Source organism: Burkholderia sp. IO2 (assembly GCF_029522185.1).
GTDB lineage: Bacteria > Pseudomonadota > Gammaproteobacteria > Burkholderiales > Burkholderiaceae > Burkholderia > Burkholderia cenocepacia.
Map to the genome: position 1 here is coordinate 76536 of NZ_JAKWFH010000031.1, position 15502 is coordinate 92037.

14 protein-coding genes and 1 pseudogene are annotated in these 15502 nt (G+C 68.2%); 12 read left to right on the forward strand and 3 right to left on the reverse strand.

Annotated elements, in window-relative coordinates; translation table 11 throughout:
• Window positions 1-19: 19 nt before the first annotated feature.
• Genes MMB92_RS20690 through lexA form a run of 3 tightly spaced genes read right to left on the reverse strand, consistent with a single transcriptional unit; the run spans window position 20 to window position 1778 of the window.
• Window positions 20-739 (reverse strand): DUF2939 domain-containing protein, encoded by a 720-nt coding sequence (locus MMB92_RS20690; protein WP_006484209.1) that lies wholly within the window; start codon window positions 737-739, stop codon window positions 20-22.
• Window positions 740-768: 29 nt separating this feature from the next.
• Complete coding sequence (locus tag MMB92_RS20695) at window positions 769-1104, reverse strand: hypothetical protein (RefSeq protein ID WP_006484149.1); 336 nt, start codon at window positions 1102-1104, stop codon at window positions 769-771.
• Between the two features lie 26 nt (window positions 1105-1130).
• Window positions 1131-1778, reverse strand: a complete 648-nt coding sequence (gene lexA / locus MMB92_RS20700) for a transcriptional repressor LexA (protein ID WP_006484226.1) — start codon at window positions 1776-1778, stop codon at window positions 1131-1133.
• Between lexA and MMB92_RS35295 the strand changes: the two are divergent.
• The 12 genes and pseudogenes from MMB92_RS35295 to MMB92_RS20755 form a co-directional block, all read left to right on the forward strand.
• Window positions 1749-1865 (forward strand): annotated as a pseudogene (locus tag MMB92_RS35295) (sodium:proton symporter); the annotation flags it as partial. The gene lexA and the pseudogene MMB92_RS35295 sit on opposite strands and share 30 nt — an antisense overlap.
• 177 nt (window positions 1866-2042) lie before the next feature.
• On the forward strand, window positions 2043-3080 hold the full coding sequence (locus tag MMB92_RS20705; protein ID WP_048986575.1) for a sulfate ABC transporter substrate-binding protein: 1038 nt from the start codon (window positions 2043-2045) through the stop codon (window positions 3078-3080).
• A gap of 123 nt (window positions 3081-3203) precedes the next feature.
• Window positions 3204-4097 carry a sulfate ABC transporter permease subunit CysT gene (gene cysT, locus MMB92_RS20710; RefSeq protein ID WP_006495215.1) on the forward strand — a complete coding sequence of 298 codons (894 nt, stop codon included), beginning with the start codon at window positions 3204-3206 and terminating at the stop codon, window positions 4095-4097.
• Window positions 4094-5038 (forward strand): sulfate ABC transporter permease subunit CysW, encoded by a 945-nt coding sequence (gene cysW, locus MMB92_RS20715; RefSeq protein ID WP_006484215.1) that lies wholly within the window; start codon window positions 4094-4096, stop codon window positions 5036-5038. Before cysT ends, cysW begins: the two co-directional genes overlap by 4 nt.
• Before the next feature lie 13 nt (window positions 5039-5051).
• Window positions 5052-6110 carry a sulfate ABC transporter ATP-binding protein gene (locus MMB92_RS20720; protein WP_006484184.1) on the forward strand — a complete coding sequence of 353 codons (1059 nt, stop codon included), beginning with the start codon at window positions 5052-5054 and terminating at the stop codon, window positions 6108-6110.
• A 75-nt stretch (window positions 6111-6185) separates the two neighbouring features.
• The gene (locus MMB92_RS20725) at window positions 6186-7112 is read left to right on the forward strand and encodes a CysB family HTH-type transcriptional regulator (RefSeq protein WP_006484201.1); all 927 of its coding nucleotides are present in this window, start codon (window positions 6186-6188) and stop codon (window positions 7110-7112) included.
• A 725-nt stretch (window positions 7113-7837) separates the two neighbouring features.
• Entirely contained in the window at window positions 7838-8788 is a 951-nt protein-coding gene (locus MMB92_RS20730) for a sugar ABC transporter substrate-binding protein (protein ID WP_006484190.1), read from the forward strand.
• A 145-nt stretch (window positions 8789-8933) separates the two neighbouring features.
• Complete coding sequence (locus tag MMB92_RS20735; RefSeq protein WP_034201812.1) at window positions 8934-10547, forward strand: sugar ABC transporter ATP-binding protein; 1614 nt, start codon at window positions 8934-8936, stop codon at window positions 10545-10547.
• Window positions 10544-11563 (forward strand): ABC transporter permease, encoded by a 1020-nt coding sequence (locus MMB92_RS20740; RefSeq protein ID WP_006484124.1) that lies wholly within the window; start codon window positions 10544-10546, stop codon window positions 11561-11563. Before MMB92_RS20735 ends, MMB92_RS20740 begins: the two co-directional genes overlap by 4 nt.
• Window positions 11564-11597: 34 nt before the next feature.
• Window positions 11598-12629 carry a LacI family DNA-binding transcriptional regulator gene (locus MMB92_RS20745; protein WP_006484167.1) on the forward strand — a complete coding sequence of 344 codons (1032 nt, stop codon included), beginning with the start codon at window positions 11598-11600 and terminating at the stop codon, window positions 12627-12629.
• Entirely contained in the window at window positions 12626-13555 is a 930-nt protein-coding gene (rbsK, locus tag MMB92_RS20750; RefSeq protein ID WP_277562902.1) for a ribokinase, read from the forward strand. Before MMB92_RS20745 ends, rbsK begins: the two co-directional genes overlap by 4 nt.
• Window positions 13556-13846: 291 nt before the next feature.
• Window positions 13847-15502: methyl-accepting chemotaxis protein (locus tag MMB92_RS20755; protein WP_277562903.1), on the forward strand; the 1656-nt coding region annotated here is incomplete at its 3' end.

Below are 15502 nucleotides of genomic sequence, written 5' to 3' on the forward strand. Positions count from 1 at the left end.
AGGCGTCCAGAGTGGCCTGCTACGCATGCAGGTCGATCCCGGACAATTTCCACGAGAACAGCCCGAAGCGGTGAAAGATCGCCGCATAGCGTGTGCCGTCGGCACTGCGCTGATACGTCACGACGAATTCATCGATATTTCGGTAGCCCGCGCTGGTTTGCTGCTGGTGCGGCGCTTGCGTGGCTTCGCTCGGGCTGGCCGGTGCGGCAGGTGCGGGCGCCGGCGACGATGCCGCTGAAGCGACCGCGTTGCTGCCCGATACCCCCGCACTTGCCGGCGCCGGATTGGCGGGCGGTGCGGCAGGCGTGGTGCCGGGGGCATTGCCTGCCGGCGGCTGATTCGACCACTCAGGCGGACGCTCGCCCGGATTGCCGCGCGGCGGCATTCCGCTCATCAGCGCGGCAACGCCTTCCGGCGTCGCGTACGCATCGACCAGAGGACCGATCAACGCGGACCCGATCAGCGCGCCGATCACCGCGAACGGGTTGTTCTTCTTCACTGCGTCGATCCGGCGCATCAACTCTTCCGTGACCTGCTGCTTCAGGCTGATGCGCAGCGATGGAAAGTCGACATACTCGCTGATCGCCTGCGCATCGCGCGCATCGATCGCCGATTTCAGGCGACCGAGCGCGACATACGGCGACGCGTACGCATAGCCGAGCGCCGCAATGACGGCGACGATCAGCGCGACGATCAGTAGGGGCTTGAGTCGCCCTGTGCGGCGCGGCGATTCGGTCACGTTGCCTCCGGTGCGGGAAGGTTCCGCAATCAGAGACCGCCCGGCGTGGCCGATCGTTCCTCTGCGATGCAGCGATCGATCATTCGGCAGACGGCATCGATCGTGCCGACCATGATCAAGCGCGACCGGCCGTGATAGACGCGCACCGGCGCGCGGCGTGCGGGTTCCGCGTGATTCAGACCGGCGTTCAGCGATACCCGCGCGAACGCGGGCAGCGCTGACGGCAGCAGGGACGCCTGCCGTTCGACTGCGACTTCTTCATGCACAGGCGCCGCCGCGGACAGCGGTGCGCAGGGCGTGCGGCCGCGCAGATGACGCAGGCGACCGAATTGACGGAAAGGCAGCAGGCGGGCAAGGCGTTCCATGATGTTCTCCTGAGCGAGACGGAATGTCAGAGTTCGCCCGAGCGAATCAGCCCGACGGCGATGCCTTCCAGCGCGAAATCCGCGCTGCCGGCCTTGACGAAGATGTTTTCGTAATCCGGGTTCTCCGCGATCAGCTCGAGGCCGCCGGGCCGGCGCATCAGGCGCTTGACCGTGACGTCGTCGCCCAGACGCGCGACGATGATCTGGCCGTCCTTCGCTTCCGTGCGCTTCTGCACGGCGAGGAGGTCGCCGTCGAGAATGCCGGCGTCGCGCATCGACAGGCCGCGCACCTTCAGCAGGTAGTCGGGCTTGCTGGTGAACAGCGCGGGATCGCACGCGTAGTGCTGCGAGATGTGCTCCTGCGCGAGGATCGGGCTACCGGCCGCGACGCGGCCGACGAGCGGCAGCGACAGTTGCATCAGCGCGGCGTGCGGCAGCGTGAACTGGTGCGGGGCGTCGTCGACGCCGAGCAGCCGGATGCCGCGCGACGCACCGGCGGCCAGCTCGATCACGCCCTTGCGCGCCAGCGCGCGCAGGTGCTCCTCGGCCGCGTTCGGCGAGCTGAAGCCCAGTTCGGCCGCGATCTCGGCGCGGGTGGGCGGGAATCCGGAGCGCTCGATCGCGCGACGGATCAAGTCGAACACTTGCTGCTGACGGGCGGTGAGTTTGGTCATGGCTCAACTGTATGGATAGACAGTGAGCTGTATTTTTATACAGTACTTGGTGAATTTCAAGTGTTACTTGAGGTTCGACGCGATCGCGCCGGTTCCGGCGTGATTTCGCGACGCCCGGACGCCGGTTTATCCGCCGCAACCGTCCATCCCGTCTGCGTTAGCACTTTTGAGTATTAAAAAATGAGGAACGATTATTTTTAATCATGTAACCCGTTCGATAGACTGGCCCGACATCGCAATACCGACAACACTGGAGAACCAAGGATGGCGAAGCGCAACACGGGGCTGGTGGGCGGAGTGGGCCGCCTGATCGCAACACTCGCGCTGGGCGCGGCGGCGGCGCTGGGCGTCGTGACGCATGCCCAGGCCGATACGACTTTCCTGAACGTGTCGTACGACCCGACGCGCGAGCTGTATCAGGATTTCAACCAGGCGTTCGGCAAGGAGTGGAAGGCGAAGACGGGCGAAACGGTCAATTTCAAGCAGTCGCACGGCGGGTCGGGCGCGCAGGCGCGCTCGGTGCTCGATGGCCTGCAGGCCGACGTCGTCACGCTGGCGCTCGCCTACGACATCGACGCGCTCGCGAACAAGGGGCTCGTGGCCAAAGATTGGCAGAAGCGCCTGCCCGACAACGCGTCGCCGTACACGTCGACGATCGTGTTCCTGGTGCGCAAGGGTAATCCGAAGGGGATCAAGGACTGGGACGACCTGACCAAGCCGGGCATCTCGATCGTCACGCCGAACCCGAAGACGTCGGGCGGCGCGCGCTGGAACTACCTGGCCGCGTGGGCATACGCGCTGCACAAGCCGGGCGGCAACGAGCAGACGGCGAAGGAATTCGTCACGAAGCTCTACAAGAACGCAGGCGTGCTCGATTCGGGCGCGCGGGGCGCGACGACGAGCTTCGTGCAGCGCGGGATCGGCGACGTGCTGATCGCATGGGAAAACGAGGCGTTCCTGTCGGTCAAGGAATTCGGCACCGACAAGTTCGAGATCGTCGTGCCGTCGGTGAGCATCCTGGCCGAGCCGCCCGTCGCGGTGGTCGACAAGGTGGTCGACAAGAAAGGCACGCGCAAGCTGGCCGAGGCCTACCTGAATTTCCTGTACAGCCCGCAGGGCCAGGAAATCGCCGCGCGCAACTACTACCGGCCGCGTTCGAAGAACGTGTCGGCGGAGCTGACCAAGCAGTTTCCGAAGCTGAAGCTGTACACGGTCGACGACACGTTCGGCGGCTGGACGAATGCGCAGAAGACGCATTTCGCGGACGGCGGCGTGTTCGACTCGATCTACAAGCCGCAGTAACGCCATAACGACAAGCGGCGCGCCACGACAGCGCGCCGCATCCCCGACGGCCCGCCGGCGCGATTCACTGCGCCGGCGTTTGCGTCGGACCCGTGAGCAGCATCGACCCAGCAAGAGCATCCGATGACGACGTACACCTTTCGCAAGCCGAGCGCGCTGCCCGGTTTCGGCGTGACACTCGGCATCACGGTGGCCTATTTGAGCCTCGTGGTGCTGATTCCGCTCGCCGCCACGTTCCTGAAGACCGCGACGCTGTCGTGGGACCAGTTCGTCACCGCCGTCACGTCGCCGCGCGTGCTCGCGTCGTACCGGCTGACGTTCTCGGCCGCGCTCGGCGGCGCGCTGATCAACGCCGTGTTCGGCTTCCTCGTCGCGTGGGTGCTGGTGCGCTACACGTTCCCGTTCAAGCGCCTCGTCGACGCGATCGTCGACCTGCCGTTCGCGCTGCCGACCTCGGTGGCCGGCATCTCGCTCGCGGCCGTCTACGCGACCAACGGCTGGGTCGGCCAGTATCTGGCGCCGCTCGGCATCAAGATCGCGTTCACGCCGGCCGGCGTGCTGGTCGCGCTGACCTTCATCGGGCTGCCGTTCGTCGTGCGCACCGTGCAGCCGGTGCTCGAGGATTTCGAGCGCGAGCAGGAAGAGGCCGCCGCGTGCCTCGGTGCGTCGCGCTGGCTGACGTTCCGCCGCGTCGTGCTGCCGGCCGTGCTGCCGGCGCTGCTCACCGGTTTCGCGCTCGCGTTCGCGCGTGCGCTGGGCGAATACGGCTCGGTGATCTTCATCGCCGGCAACGTGCCGATGAAATCCGAGATCACGTCGCTGCTGATCATCACGAAGCTCGAGCAGTACGACTACGCGGGCGCGACCGCGCTGGCGGTCGTGATGCTGGTCGTGTCGTTCCTGATGCTGCTGCTGATCAACACGCTGCAGTGGTATCTGCAGCGCCGGACGAGCAAGGGCGCGAGCGGCCCGGCGCCCGCCGCTGTCGCCGCCGTCGCAGCAGGAGGCCAGCAATGAGCCAGGAGGCCACCGTCGTGCTGAAAACCCCGTCGCCCGCCGCGCGTGCCGCGAAGCGGCTCGATCCCGTCAGCGAGTCGCGCGTCGTGCGCTGGCTGCTCACGGGCATCGCGCTGGCGTTCCTCGCGTTCTTCCTCGTCGTGCCGCTCGCCGCGGTGTTCGTCGAGGCGCTGCGCAAGGGTGTCGGCTTCTATTTCGAATCGCTGGCCGATCCCGATGCATGGTCGGCGATCAAGCTGACGCTGACCGTCGCCGTGATCGCGGTGCCGCTGAACCTCGTGTTCGGCGTGTGCGCATCGTGGGCGATCGCGAAGTTCGAGTTCCGCGGCAAGGCGCTGCTGACGACGCTGATCGACCTGCCGTTCTCGGTGTCGCCGGTGATCTCGGGCCTCGTATACGTGCTGCTGTTCGGCGCGCAGGGCTGGCTCGGGCCGTGGCTGCAGGGGCACGACGTGCAGATCATCTTCGCAGTGCCGGGCATCGTGCTCGCGACGATCTTCGTCACGTTCCCGTTCGTCGCGCGCGAGCTGATTCCGCTGATGCAGGCGCAAGGCACCGACGAGGAAGAGGCCGCGCGCGTGCTCGGCGCGTCGGGCTGGCAGATCTTTCGCCGCGTGACGCTGCCGAACGTGAAGTGGGGCCTGCTGTACGGCGTGATCCTGTGCAATGCGCGCGCGATGGGCGAGTTCGGCGCGGTGTCGGTCGTGTCGGGCCACATCCGCGGCGTGACGGACACGATGCCGCTGCACGTCGAAATCCTGTACAACGAATACAACTTCGCGGCGGCGTTCGCGGTGGCGTCGGTGCTGGCGCTGCTCGCGCTCGTCACGCTCGCGCTGAAGCTGCTCGCTGAGCGTCACCTCGCCGCCGAACTGGCCGACACGCACGACGCCGTTCCCGCACATGCCGGCCCTGTCGCCGCCGTTTCGTCGAAATCGTAAAGAGGCAACCAGAATGGGTATCACCGTCCGTAACCTTCAGAAGCGCTTCGGCGATTTCACGGCGCTCGACAACGTGTCGCTCGACTTTCCGCCCGGCGAACTGGTCGCGCTGCTCGGCCCGTCCGGCTGCGGCAAGACCACGCTGCTGCGCGTGATCGCGGGCCTCGAGCACGCGGACGCCGGCCAGGTCGTGCTGCAGGGGCTCGACGTCGCGTCGGTCGGCGCGCGCGACCGCCAGGTCGGCTTCGTGTTCCAGCATTACGCGCTGTTCCGCCACATGACGGTGTTCGAGAACGTCGCGTTCGGGCTGCGCGTGAAGCCGCGCCGCGAGCGGCCGTCGGAAGCCGCGATTCGCGAGAAGGTGCACGAGCTGCTCAAGCTCGTGCAGCTCGACTGGCTCGCGCAGCGCTATCCGTCCGAGCTGTCGGGCGGGCAGCGCCAGCGTATCGCGCTCGCCCGCGCGCTCGCGGTCGAGCCGAAGGTGCTGCTGCTCGACGAACCGTTCGGCGCGCTCGACGCGAAGGTCCGCAAGGAGCTGCGCGGCTGGCTGCGTCGCCTGCACGACGACCTGCACATCTCGACGATCTTCGTCACGCACGACCAGGAAGAGGCGCTCGAAGTGGCCGATCGCATCGTCGTGCTGAATCGCGGCCACGTCGAGCAGGTCGGCAGCCCGCAGGACGTCTACGATCATCCGCAAAGCGCGTTCGTGTACGAGTTCCTCGGCGCGGCGAACCGGCTGCCGGGCACGGTTGCCGGGCGCGGCTTCGTCGCGGAAGGCGCGGCCGCGCCGATCGAGGTCGACGCCGATTTCGCGGGCCCCGCGCACGCGTACGTGCGGCCGCACGATCTGCAGCTGTGGCCGGCGGGCGAAGGGCACCGCGACGGCATCGCGGTGGACGTGCGGCGCGTGATTCCGCTCGGCGGTTCGGTGCGCGTGGAGCTCGAGGCGCGCGCGGGCGGCGCGCTCGAGGCGGAACTCGACCGCGACGCATGGCGGGCGCTGTCGCTGCAGGTCGGCGACGGTGCGACGGCCGTGCCGCGCGCCGTGCGGGTATTTCCCGCGCGTTGACGAGACAATGCAGGGCAGAGGGCGGGCATCGCTCCGATTCGACAATCAAACAACGACAGCCTAAGAGGCATACCCATGAATTTTCAGCAATTGCGGTTCGTGCGCGAAGCGGTGCGCCAGAACATGAACCTGACGGAAGTCGCGAACGTGCTGTACACGTCGCAGTCGGGCGTGTCGAAGCAGATCAAGGATCTCGAGGACGAGTTGGGCGTCGACATCTTCATCCGGCGCGGCAAGCGGCTGACGGGGCTGACGGAGCCCGGCAAGGCCGTGCACCAGCTGATCGAGCGGATGCTGCTCGACGCCGAGAACCTGCGCCGCGTCGCGCGCCAGTTTGCCGATCAGGATAGCGGCCACCTCGTCGTCGCGACGACGCACACGCAGGCGCGTTACGCACTGCCGAAGGTGATCCGGCAGTTCACCGACGTGTTCCCGAAGGTGCATCTCGCGCTGCGCCAGGGCAGCCCGCAGCAGATCGCGCAGATGATCCTGAACGGCGAGGCCGATCTCGGCATCTCGACCGAGGCGCTCGACCGCTATCCGGACATCGTCACGTTCCCGTGCTATTCGTGGCACCACACGGTCGTCGTGCCGAAGGGCCACCCGCTCGTCGGCCGCGAGAACCTGACGCTCGAGGAGATCGCCGAATACCCGATCATCACGTACGACCAGGACTTCACGGGCCGCTCGCACATCGACCAGGCGTTCACGCAGGCGGGCGCCGTGCCCGACGTGGTGCTGACCGCGATCGATGCGGACGTGATCAAGACCTACGTCGAACTCGGGATGGGGATCGGCGTGGTCGCGGCGATGGCCTACGATCCGCAGCGCGACACGGGGCTCGTCGCGCTCGATACGCAGCACCTGTTCGAGGCGAGCACGACGCGGGTCGGGCTGCGCAAGGGCGCGTTCCTGCGTGCGTACGCGTACCGGCTGATCGAAATGTTCGCCCCGCACCTGAACGAAGCGGAAATCGCCGGGCTGTTGCGCGAAGCCGTTTGACCGGTGCACGTCGCGCGCCGTCCGGGCCGTTGCCGCGGATGGCGCGACTTGCACCCCGCGTGCGGTGCCGCATACGGCGCCGGGCGCGACAGGCGATGGCCGCCATCACGGCTGAAGCACCCGCCGAGCGATCCCGCGCCAGGCGACGATCGCCCCATGTTGCCGACCAACAGAAAAACAAGAACGACCTGCAACGCCAGGCCTTGGCGCGGAACGCACGATCGGCAGTCGTCCTCATTCACAAGACCGCGCGTGCGAATCGCCGCGCGGTTCCGTCACGGTCGACGACATGTCGCGACGGCGAATGCGGCCGAGCTTCGTGCCGACGGTCGACGCGAGCGCGTTGTCCGGAACGATCCGCTTCCTCGCTGGCCAGCCGCCTGCGAAGCGCTCCGGCGAGCCGTCGTCGGCATCGCGAGTGTCGTATTTGCGCGTCGTGAAGCGCGCTCGCGCGCTCCGAATAAACCCTTAAATATTGATCAGACAGGTTGCGCGCCGAAGCGAATCGGTACAGCATAGCCTTCACTCTGCCGGCCTCCCGCCGGCGGTGGCGCGTCAACGACAGCACGCGCCAGGCAGTCGGCCGTCTGCCTCGCTTCCATTCCGTGGTACCGACAGCAGCATCGATGGCCATTGCCCGGGTAGTGTGGCGCAAACGTTTGCTCACATTAAAACAACAGTCAAACAACAATCCGGCCCTTCGGGCCAGTCGCCAGGAGATGTGTATGAATGTCCGCTTTCGCCGTCGCTTCCTGACCGCCGCGCTCGCCGCCGTCGCGGTGGCCGCCGCACCGGCCGTCCACGCGCAATCGGCGGGCAAGCCGAAGGTCGCGCTCGTGATGAAGTCGCTCGCCAACGAGTTCTTCCTGACCATGGAAACGGGCGCGAAGGAATACCAGAAACACAACGCGAACCAGTTCGACCTGATCACCAACGGCATCAAGGACGAAACCGACACCGCGAACCAGATCCGCATCGTCGAGCAGATGATCGTCTCGAAGGTCGACGCGATCGTGATCGCACCTGCCGATTCGAAGGCGCTCGTGCCGGTCGTGAAGAAGGCCGTCGACGCGGGCATCATCGTCGTGAACATCGACAACCGGCTCGACCCCGACGTGCTGAAGTCGAAGAACCTGAACGTGCCGTTCGTCGGCCCGGACAACCGCAAGGGCGCGCGCAAGATCGGCGACTACCTCGCGAAGCGGCTGAAGGCGGGCGACCAGGTCGGCATCGTCGAAGGCGTGTCGACGACGACCAACGCGCAGCAGCGCACGGCCGGCTTCCAGGACGCGATGAAGGCGGGCGGGATGAAGGTCGTGTCGGTGCAGTCGGGCGAATGGGAGATCGACAAGGGCAATGCGGTGGCCGCCGCGATGCTCAACGAATACCCGAACCTGAAGGCGCTGCTGTGCGGTAACGACAACATGGCGATCGGCGCCGTGTCGGCCGTGCGCGCGGCCGGCAAGCAGGGCAAGGTGCTCGTGGTCGGCTACGACAACATCAACGCGATCAAGCCGATGCTGAAGGACGGCCGCGTGCTCGCGACCGCCGACCAGTACGCGGCGAAGCAGGCCGTGTTCGGCATCGACACGGCGCTCAAGGCGATCGCCGAGCATCGCAAGCAGGCCGACATGTCCGGCGTGGTCGAGACGCCGGTGGATCTCGTGACGAAGTAACGCCGCCCCGGTGCGGCCGCTGCCCTCAAGAATCCGGCGCGGCGGCCGTTATCCGGTGTGAGCGCGATCACGGCCACTGCATGCACATGCACTTGTGAGCGTCATACCCGCGCGCCCCGTGCGCGCGGCCGCAACCAGGATCGCGATGGAACCGACCTTCCAACCCCCCCGTTCAGCCCATCCCGTGCTGTCCGTATCCGGCATCGGCAAAACCTATGCCGAACCCGTGCTCGCCGACGTCACGCTGACGCTCGACGCGGGCCAGGCGCTCGCGCTGACGGGCGAGAACGGCGCCGGCAAGAGCACGCTGTCGAAGATCATCGGCGGGCTCGTCGACCCGACCACCGGCACGATGCAACTCGGCGGCGAGGCCTATGCGCCGGCGAGCCGCACGCAGGCCGAGGCGCTCGGCGTGCGCATGGTGATGCAGGAGCTGAACCTGCTGCCGACGCTGACCGTCGCCGAAAACCTGTTCCTGAACCGCCTGCCGCGGCGCTTCGGGATCATCGACCGCGCGCGGCTGCGCGACGACGCCCGCGCCGCGATGGCGCAGGTCGGGCTCGACGCGGTCGATCCCGATACGCCGGTCGGCGCGCTCGGCATCGGCCACCAGCAGATGGTCGAGATCGCACGCAACCTGATCGGCGACTGTCGCGTGCTGATCCTCGACGAGCCGACCGCGATGCTGACCGCGCGCGAAGTCGAGCTGCTGTTCGAGCAGATCGACCGGCTGAAGGCGCGCGGCGTCGCGATCGTCTATATCTCGCACCGGCTCGAAGAGCTCGCGCGCGTCGCCGAGCGCGTCGCGGTGCTGCGCGACGGCCGGCTCGTGCATGCGGGCGACATGGCGGCGACGACGTCCGACGGGCTCGTCACGCTGATGGTCGGGCGCGAGATCGGCGAACACATCGATCTCGGCGAACGTCGTTTCGGCGCGCCGCGGCTCGCCGTATCGGGCCTCACGCGCGGGACGGCCGTGCGCGACGTGTCGCTCGAGGTGCGCGGGGGCGAGATCTTCGGCATCTCGGGGCTGATCGGCGCGGGGCGCACCGAGCTGCTGCGACTGATCTACGGCGCCGATACGCCGGATGCCGGCACGATCGCCGTCGGCCAGCCGCTGAAGCCGGCGCGGATCGCGTCGCCCGTCGACGCGGTGAAGCACGGCATCGCGCTGATCACCGAGGATCGCAAGGGCGAAGGTCTGCTGCTGTCGCAGTCGATCACCGCGAACGTGTCGCTCGGCCAGCTCGACCGGCTCGCGCGTGGCGGCATCGTCGATTCGGGGCGCGAAACGGCGCTGGCCGAGCAGCAGATCGACGCGCTGCGCATCCGCACGCACGGGGCGGCGCAGCCGGTCGGCGAGCTGTCGGGCGGCAACCAGCAGAAGGTCGTGATCGGCCGCTGGCTCGCGCGCGACATGGGCGTGCTGCTGTTCGACGAGCCGACCCGCGGGATCGACGTCGGCGCCAAATTCGAGATCTACACTTTGATGGGCGCGCTCGCGCGCGAAGGCCGCGCGCTCGTGGTCGTATCGAGCGACCTGCGCGAGCTGATGCTGATCTGCGACCGGATCGGCGTGATGTCGGCCGGCCGCATGACCGCCGTGTTCGAGCGCGGCAACTGGACCCAGGATGCGCTGCTGGCCGCGGCGTTCGCCGGCTTCGGCCGCGAGACGCCGGCGGCGGCCATGCAGCATCCGGACGCGGGGCAGGCGCACGGCGCCGCTCCGGGCACTTCGACGACAGGACCACAGCAATGACCCAGCCTCCCGTATCCCCGACCGACGCAGGCGCGCAGCAGGACGTGACGGGGCGCCGCGCGCGCACGCTGTCCGGCACGCGGCTCGGCCTGTCGAACTATCTCGGGCTGGCCGGCGCGCTGGCCGCGATGATCGCGCTGTTCTCGGTGCTGAGCTCGCATTTCCTGACCTACGACACGTTCAGCACGATCGCGAACCAGATTCCCGATCTCGTCGTGATGTCGGTCGGAATGACCTTCGTGCTGATCATCGCCGGGATCGACCTGTCGGTCGGCTCGGTGCTCGCGCTGGCCGCGTCGATGGTCAGCGTCGCCGCGCTGAAATGGCAGTGGGGGCCGCTGCCCGCCGCGCTGATCGGGATCGCGGTCGCGACCGCGACGGGCGCGCTGACCGGCGCGGTCACGGTCGGCTGGCGGATTCCGTCGTTCATCGTGTCGCTCGGCGTGCTGGAGGCCGCGCGCGGCCTCGCGTACCAGCTGACGAATTCGCGCACCGCGTATATCGGCGATGCGTTCGATTTCCTGTCGAACCCGATCGCGCTGGGCATTTCGCCGGCATTCCTGATCGCGGTCGCGGTGATGATCGCGGCCCAGTTCGTGCTCACGCGCACCGTGTTCGGACGCTATCTGGTCGGGATTGGCACGAACGAGGAAGCGGTGCGACTTGCGGGGGTTAACCCGCGGCCGTATAAAATTCTCGTATTCGCACTGATGGGCGCGCTCGCGGGGCTCGCGTCGCTGTTCCAGATTTCGCGGCTCGAGGCGGCCGATCCGAACGCGGGCGCGGGCCTCGAGCTGCAGGTGATCGCCGCCGTCGTGATCGGCGGCACGAGCCTGATGGGCGGGCGCGGCTCGGTGATCAGCACGTTCTTCGGCGTGTTGATCATCTCCGTGCTGGCCGCTGGGCTGGCGCAGATCGGTGCGAACGAGCCGACCAAACGGATCATCACGGGCGCGGTGATCGTGGTGGCGGTCGTGCTCGATACGTATCGCAGCCGGCGCGCACGCGTGCGGTAGAAGACAGACAGAACAGACCAGAGAGAAACGGGAAATGGCGACGATCAAGGATGTGGCGGCCATGGCGGGCGTGTCGTTTACGACCGTCTCGCACGTGGTGAACAATTCGCGGCCGGTGTCCGCGGATGTGCGTGCGAAGGTCGAGGGCGCGATCCGCGAGCTGAATTACGTGCCGTCGGCCGTGGCGCGCTCGCTGAAGGCGCGGGCGACGGCGACGATCGGCCTCGTCGTGCCGAACAGCACGAATCCGTACTTCGCCGAGCTTGCGCGCGGTATCGAGGATCAGTGCGCGGCCAACGGCTATTGCGTGTTCTTCTGCAATTCGGACGATGATCCCGTGAAGCAGCGCAACTACCTGCGCGTGCTGCAGGAAAAGCGCATCGACGGGCTGATCGTCGCGTCGGCGGGCGAGGACGCGGTGCTCGCGCAGACGCTCGCCGACACGCACGCGCCGCTCGTCGTCGTCGACCGCAACATCGAGGGGCTCGCGGCCGATCTCGTGCAGATCGACCACGAACGCGGCGCGTACCTGGCCACGCGCCACCTGCTCGAACTCGGGCACGCGAAGATCGGCTGCATCACCGGGCCGACCGACACCGCCGTCAGCGCGATGCGCGTGCACGGCTTCATCCGCGCGATGGCCGAGCGCGGGGTCGACATCGTGCCGGGCGCGATCGCCGAAAGCGATTTCTCGTGCCTGGGCGGCTATCACGCGGCATCGCGGCTGTTCGAATCGGTGCGGCCGAGCGCGATCTTCGCGGGCAACGACCTGATGGGCGTCGGCGCGCTGCGCGCGGCGGCCGAGCGCGGGATGCGCGTGCCCGACGACTGTTCGATCATCGGGTTCGACGACATCGAATTTTCCCGCTACACGTATCCGGCGCTGTCGACGGTCGGCCAGTCGGTGCGCGCGCTCGGCGAAATGGCCGCGCAGACGCTGATCGAACGGATCGGCGGCGGTTCGACCGCCGTGCCGAGCCGCCGTCGCGTCGTGTCGCCGCGCCTCGTGCTGCGCGAATCGACGGCGGTCTACCGCGAGCCGGCCGCACCGGGCGGTCGCGCATGACGGCGAACGCACCGGGCGCCGGCCGCGTGACGGTGGTCGGCAGCCTCAACATGGATCTCGTCGTGCGGGCGCTGCGGCTGCCGCTGCCGGGCGAAACGCTCGCCGGGCATGCGTTCGCGCAGGCGGCGGGCGGCAAGGGCGGCAACCAGGCCGTCGCCGCGGCCCGGCTGGGCGCGCAGGTCACGATGATCGGCTGCGTCGGCGCGGATGCGCACGGCGCGGCACTGCGCGCGGGCCTGGAGGCCGAGGGAATCGACTGCATCGGGCTCGCGACCAGCGTGTCGGCGTCGACCGGCGTCGCGCTGATCGTCGTCGACGACGCGAGCCAGAACGCGATCGTGATCGTCGCGGGCGGCAACGGCGAGGTCACGACCGACACGATCACGCGGCACGAAGCCGCGCTGGCGGCGGCCGACGTGCTGATCTGCCAGCTCGAGACGCCGCCGGACGCGGTGTTCGCGGCACTGTCGGCCGGGCGCCGGCTCGGCCGCACGGTGGTGCTCAATCCGGCTCCGGCCGTCGCGCCGTTGCCGGAGGGCTGGCTGCCGCTCGTTGACTACCTGATCCCGAACGAGGTCGAGGCGGCCGCGCTGACCGGGCTGCCGGTGCGCGATCCGGCGGAGGCCGAGGCCGCCGCGCGGGCGCTGCAAGTCGGCGGCGCGCGCAACGTGCTGGTCACGCTCGGCGCGCGCGGCGTGCTCGCGCTGACGGCCGACGGCGCCGCGCGGCATTATCCGGCGCCGGTCGTGCAGGCCGTCGACACGACGGCGGCCGGCGACACCTTCATCGGCGGCTTTTCCGCGCGGCTCGCGGCCGGCGCGGACGTCGACGCGGCCATCCGCTTCGCGCAACGCGCGGCGGCGCTGTCGGTCACGCGCGCGGGCGCGCAGCCGTCAATTCCGACCCGCGCCGAACTGGCCGACTAGGGTCGGATCCGCGGTTCTAAATTCCGACACGCGGCCGGTTCGTCGCACGAGCCGGCCGCTCGCGCCGCCGGCAACGCGTTCGCGTACCGGCGCGCCTTTCCTGCCCGCTTCACCATCCCGCCCCGAATTGCGTCAATTATTCAGTCGTCTGTAATAAACAGACGAATAATTCGAAATAATGACGCGAAAACCATCAAGTTATGCGCCGCACGGTCGTAAATGCACCGAGTGAAGCAATGCTTCGAGCCAACGGGCCTGGCCCGTTCATGACGACGCAACACAGGATGGATGATGGTGTTCAGGAACCTGACGATTCGTGCGCGCATCGGTTTGACGATGGCGTTTCTGGCGGTACTGCTGGGTATCACCGGCGTGCTCGGTCTGTACGGGATGACGCGTTCGAACGATTCGACGCGCGAAATTTTCACGAACCAGATGCCGAGCGCGGTCAACGTGGCGGTCTCGGAAATGTTCGCCGCGCGCGAGCGTCTCGCACTCGACCGGGCGGCGCTGCTGGCCGGCACGCCCGACTCGGCGGCGGCCGTCGAGCGCAGCCGCGCGATGCGCGTGCAGTCCGACGCGTGGTGGCAGAAATACCTGGCGCTGCCGCGCGGCGCGGACGAGGACCGGCTCGCCCAGGAGGTCGCCGCCCGGCGCAAGGTGCTGCAGGACAGCTGCGACGCGTTCGGGAGTGCGGTCGCGGCCGGCGATCACGACCGGATCGGCGAGGGCGCGAAGCAGCTCCAGGCGCGTTATAACGAACTGGCCGTGGCCGGCGAAGCGTTGCGCACCTTCCAGTTCACCGATGCGCAGGCGCGCTTCGACCGGGCGGAATCGGTATTCGAGACGATGCGCGTGCTGTCGATCGTCGTGCTGGTGGCCGGCATCGGCGCCGCGGTGCTGTCGTGGCTGACGCTGAGCCGCGCGATCGGACGCCCGATCGCCGACGCGCTGGCGCATTTCGACGCGATCTCCGCGGGCGACCTGCGCCGGCCGATCGTCGTCGACCGGCGCGACGAGATGGGCCAGTTGCTGGAAGGCCTCGCGCGGATGCAGCGCGGGCTCGTCGACACGGTGCGCACCGTGCGCGGCGGCAGCGAGTCGATCGCGACCGCGGCCCGCCAGATCGCGGCCGGCAACATCGACCTGTCGTCGCGTACCGAGGAGCAGGCGGCGGCGCTGCAGGAAACCGCGTCGAGCATGGAGCAGCTGACCGGCACCGTGAAGCAGAATGCGGACAATGCGCGCCAGGCAAGCTCGCTGGCCGCGAACGCGTCCGAGATTGCAAACAAGGGCAATACGGTGGTCGGCCAGGTGGTCGGCACGATGGGCGAAATCAACGACAGCTCGGCGAAAATCGCGGACATCATCGCGATCATCGAGGGAATCGCGTTCCAGACCAACATTCTTGCGCTGAATGCGGCCGTCGAAGCCGCGCGGGCGGGCGAGGAAGGCCGCGGCTTCGCGGTCGTCGCGGGCGAAGTGCGCAGCCTCGCGCAGCGTTCGTCAAGCGCGGCGAAGGAAATCAAGGCGCTGATCGACGCGTCGGTGGAACGTATCCGGACCGGCTCGACGCTGGTCGACGAAGCCGGGCGCACGATGAGTGACGTGATCGGCGCGGTCCAGCGCGTGACGGACATCATGGGCGAGATCGCGGCGGCGTCCGAGGAGCAGAGCGGCGGGATCGACCAGGTGGCGCGTGCGGTCGCGCAAATGGACGAGGTCACGCAGCAGAACGCCGCGCTCGTCGAGGAAGCCGCGGCTGCCGCGCAATCGCTCGACGAACAGGCGGCGCGCCTGCGCGAAACGGCGGCGGTATTCCAGCTCGACGACGAAACGGCGCGCGCGGGCACCGCGGTTGCGGCGCGTCATGCGCCGCGCGCGCCGGCCGCGGCGCCTGCACCGGCTGCCGCGCGCGTCGAACGCGACGCCGCGCCGAAACGCGCG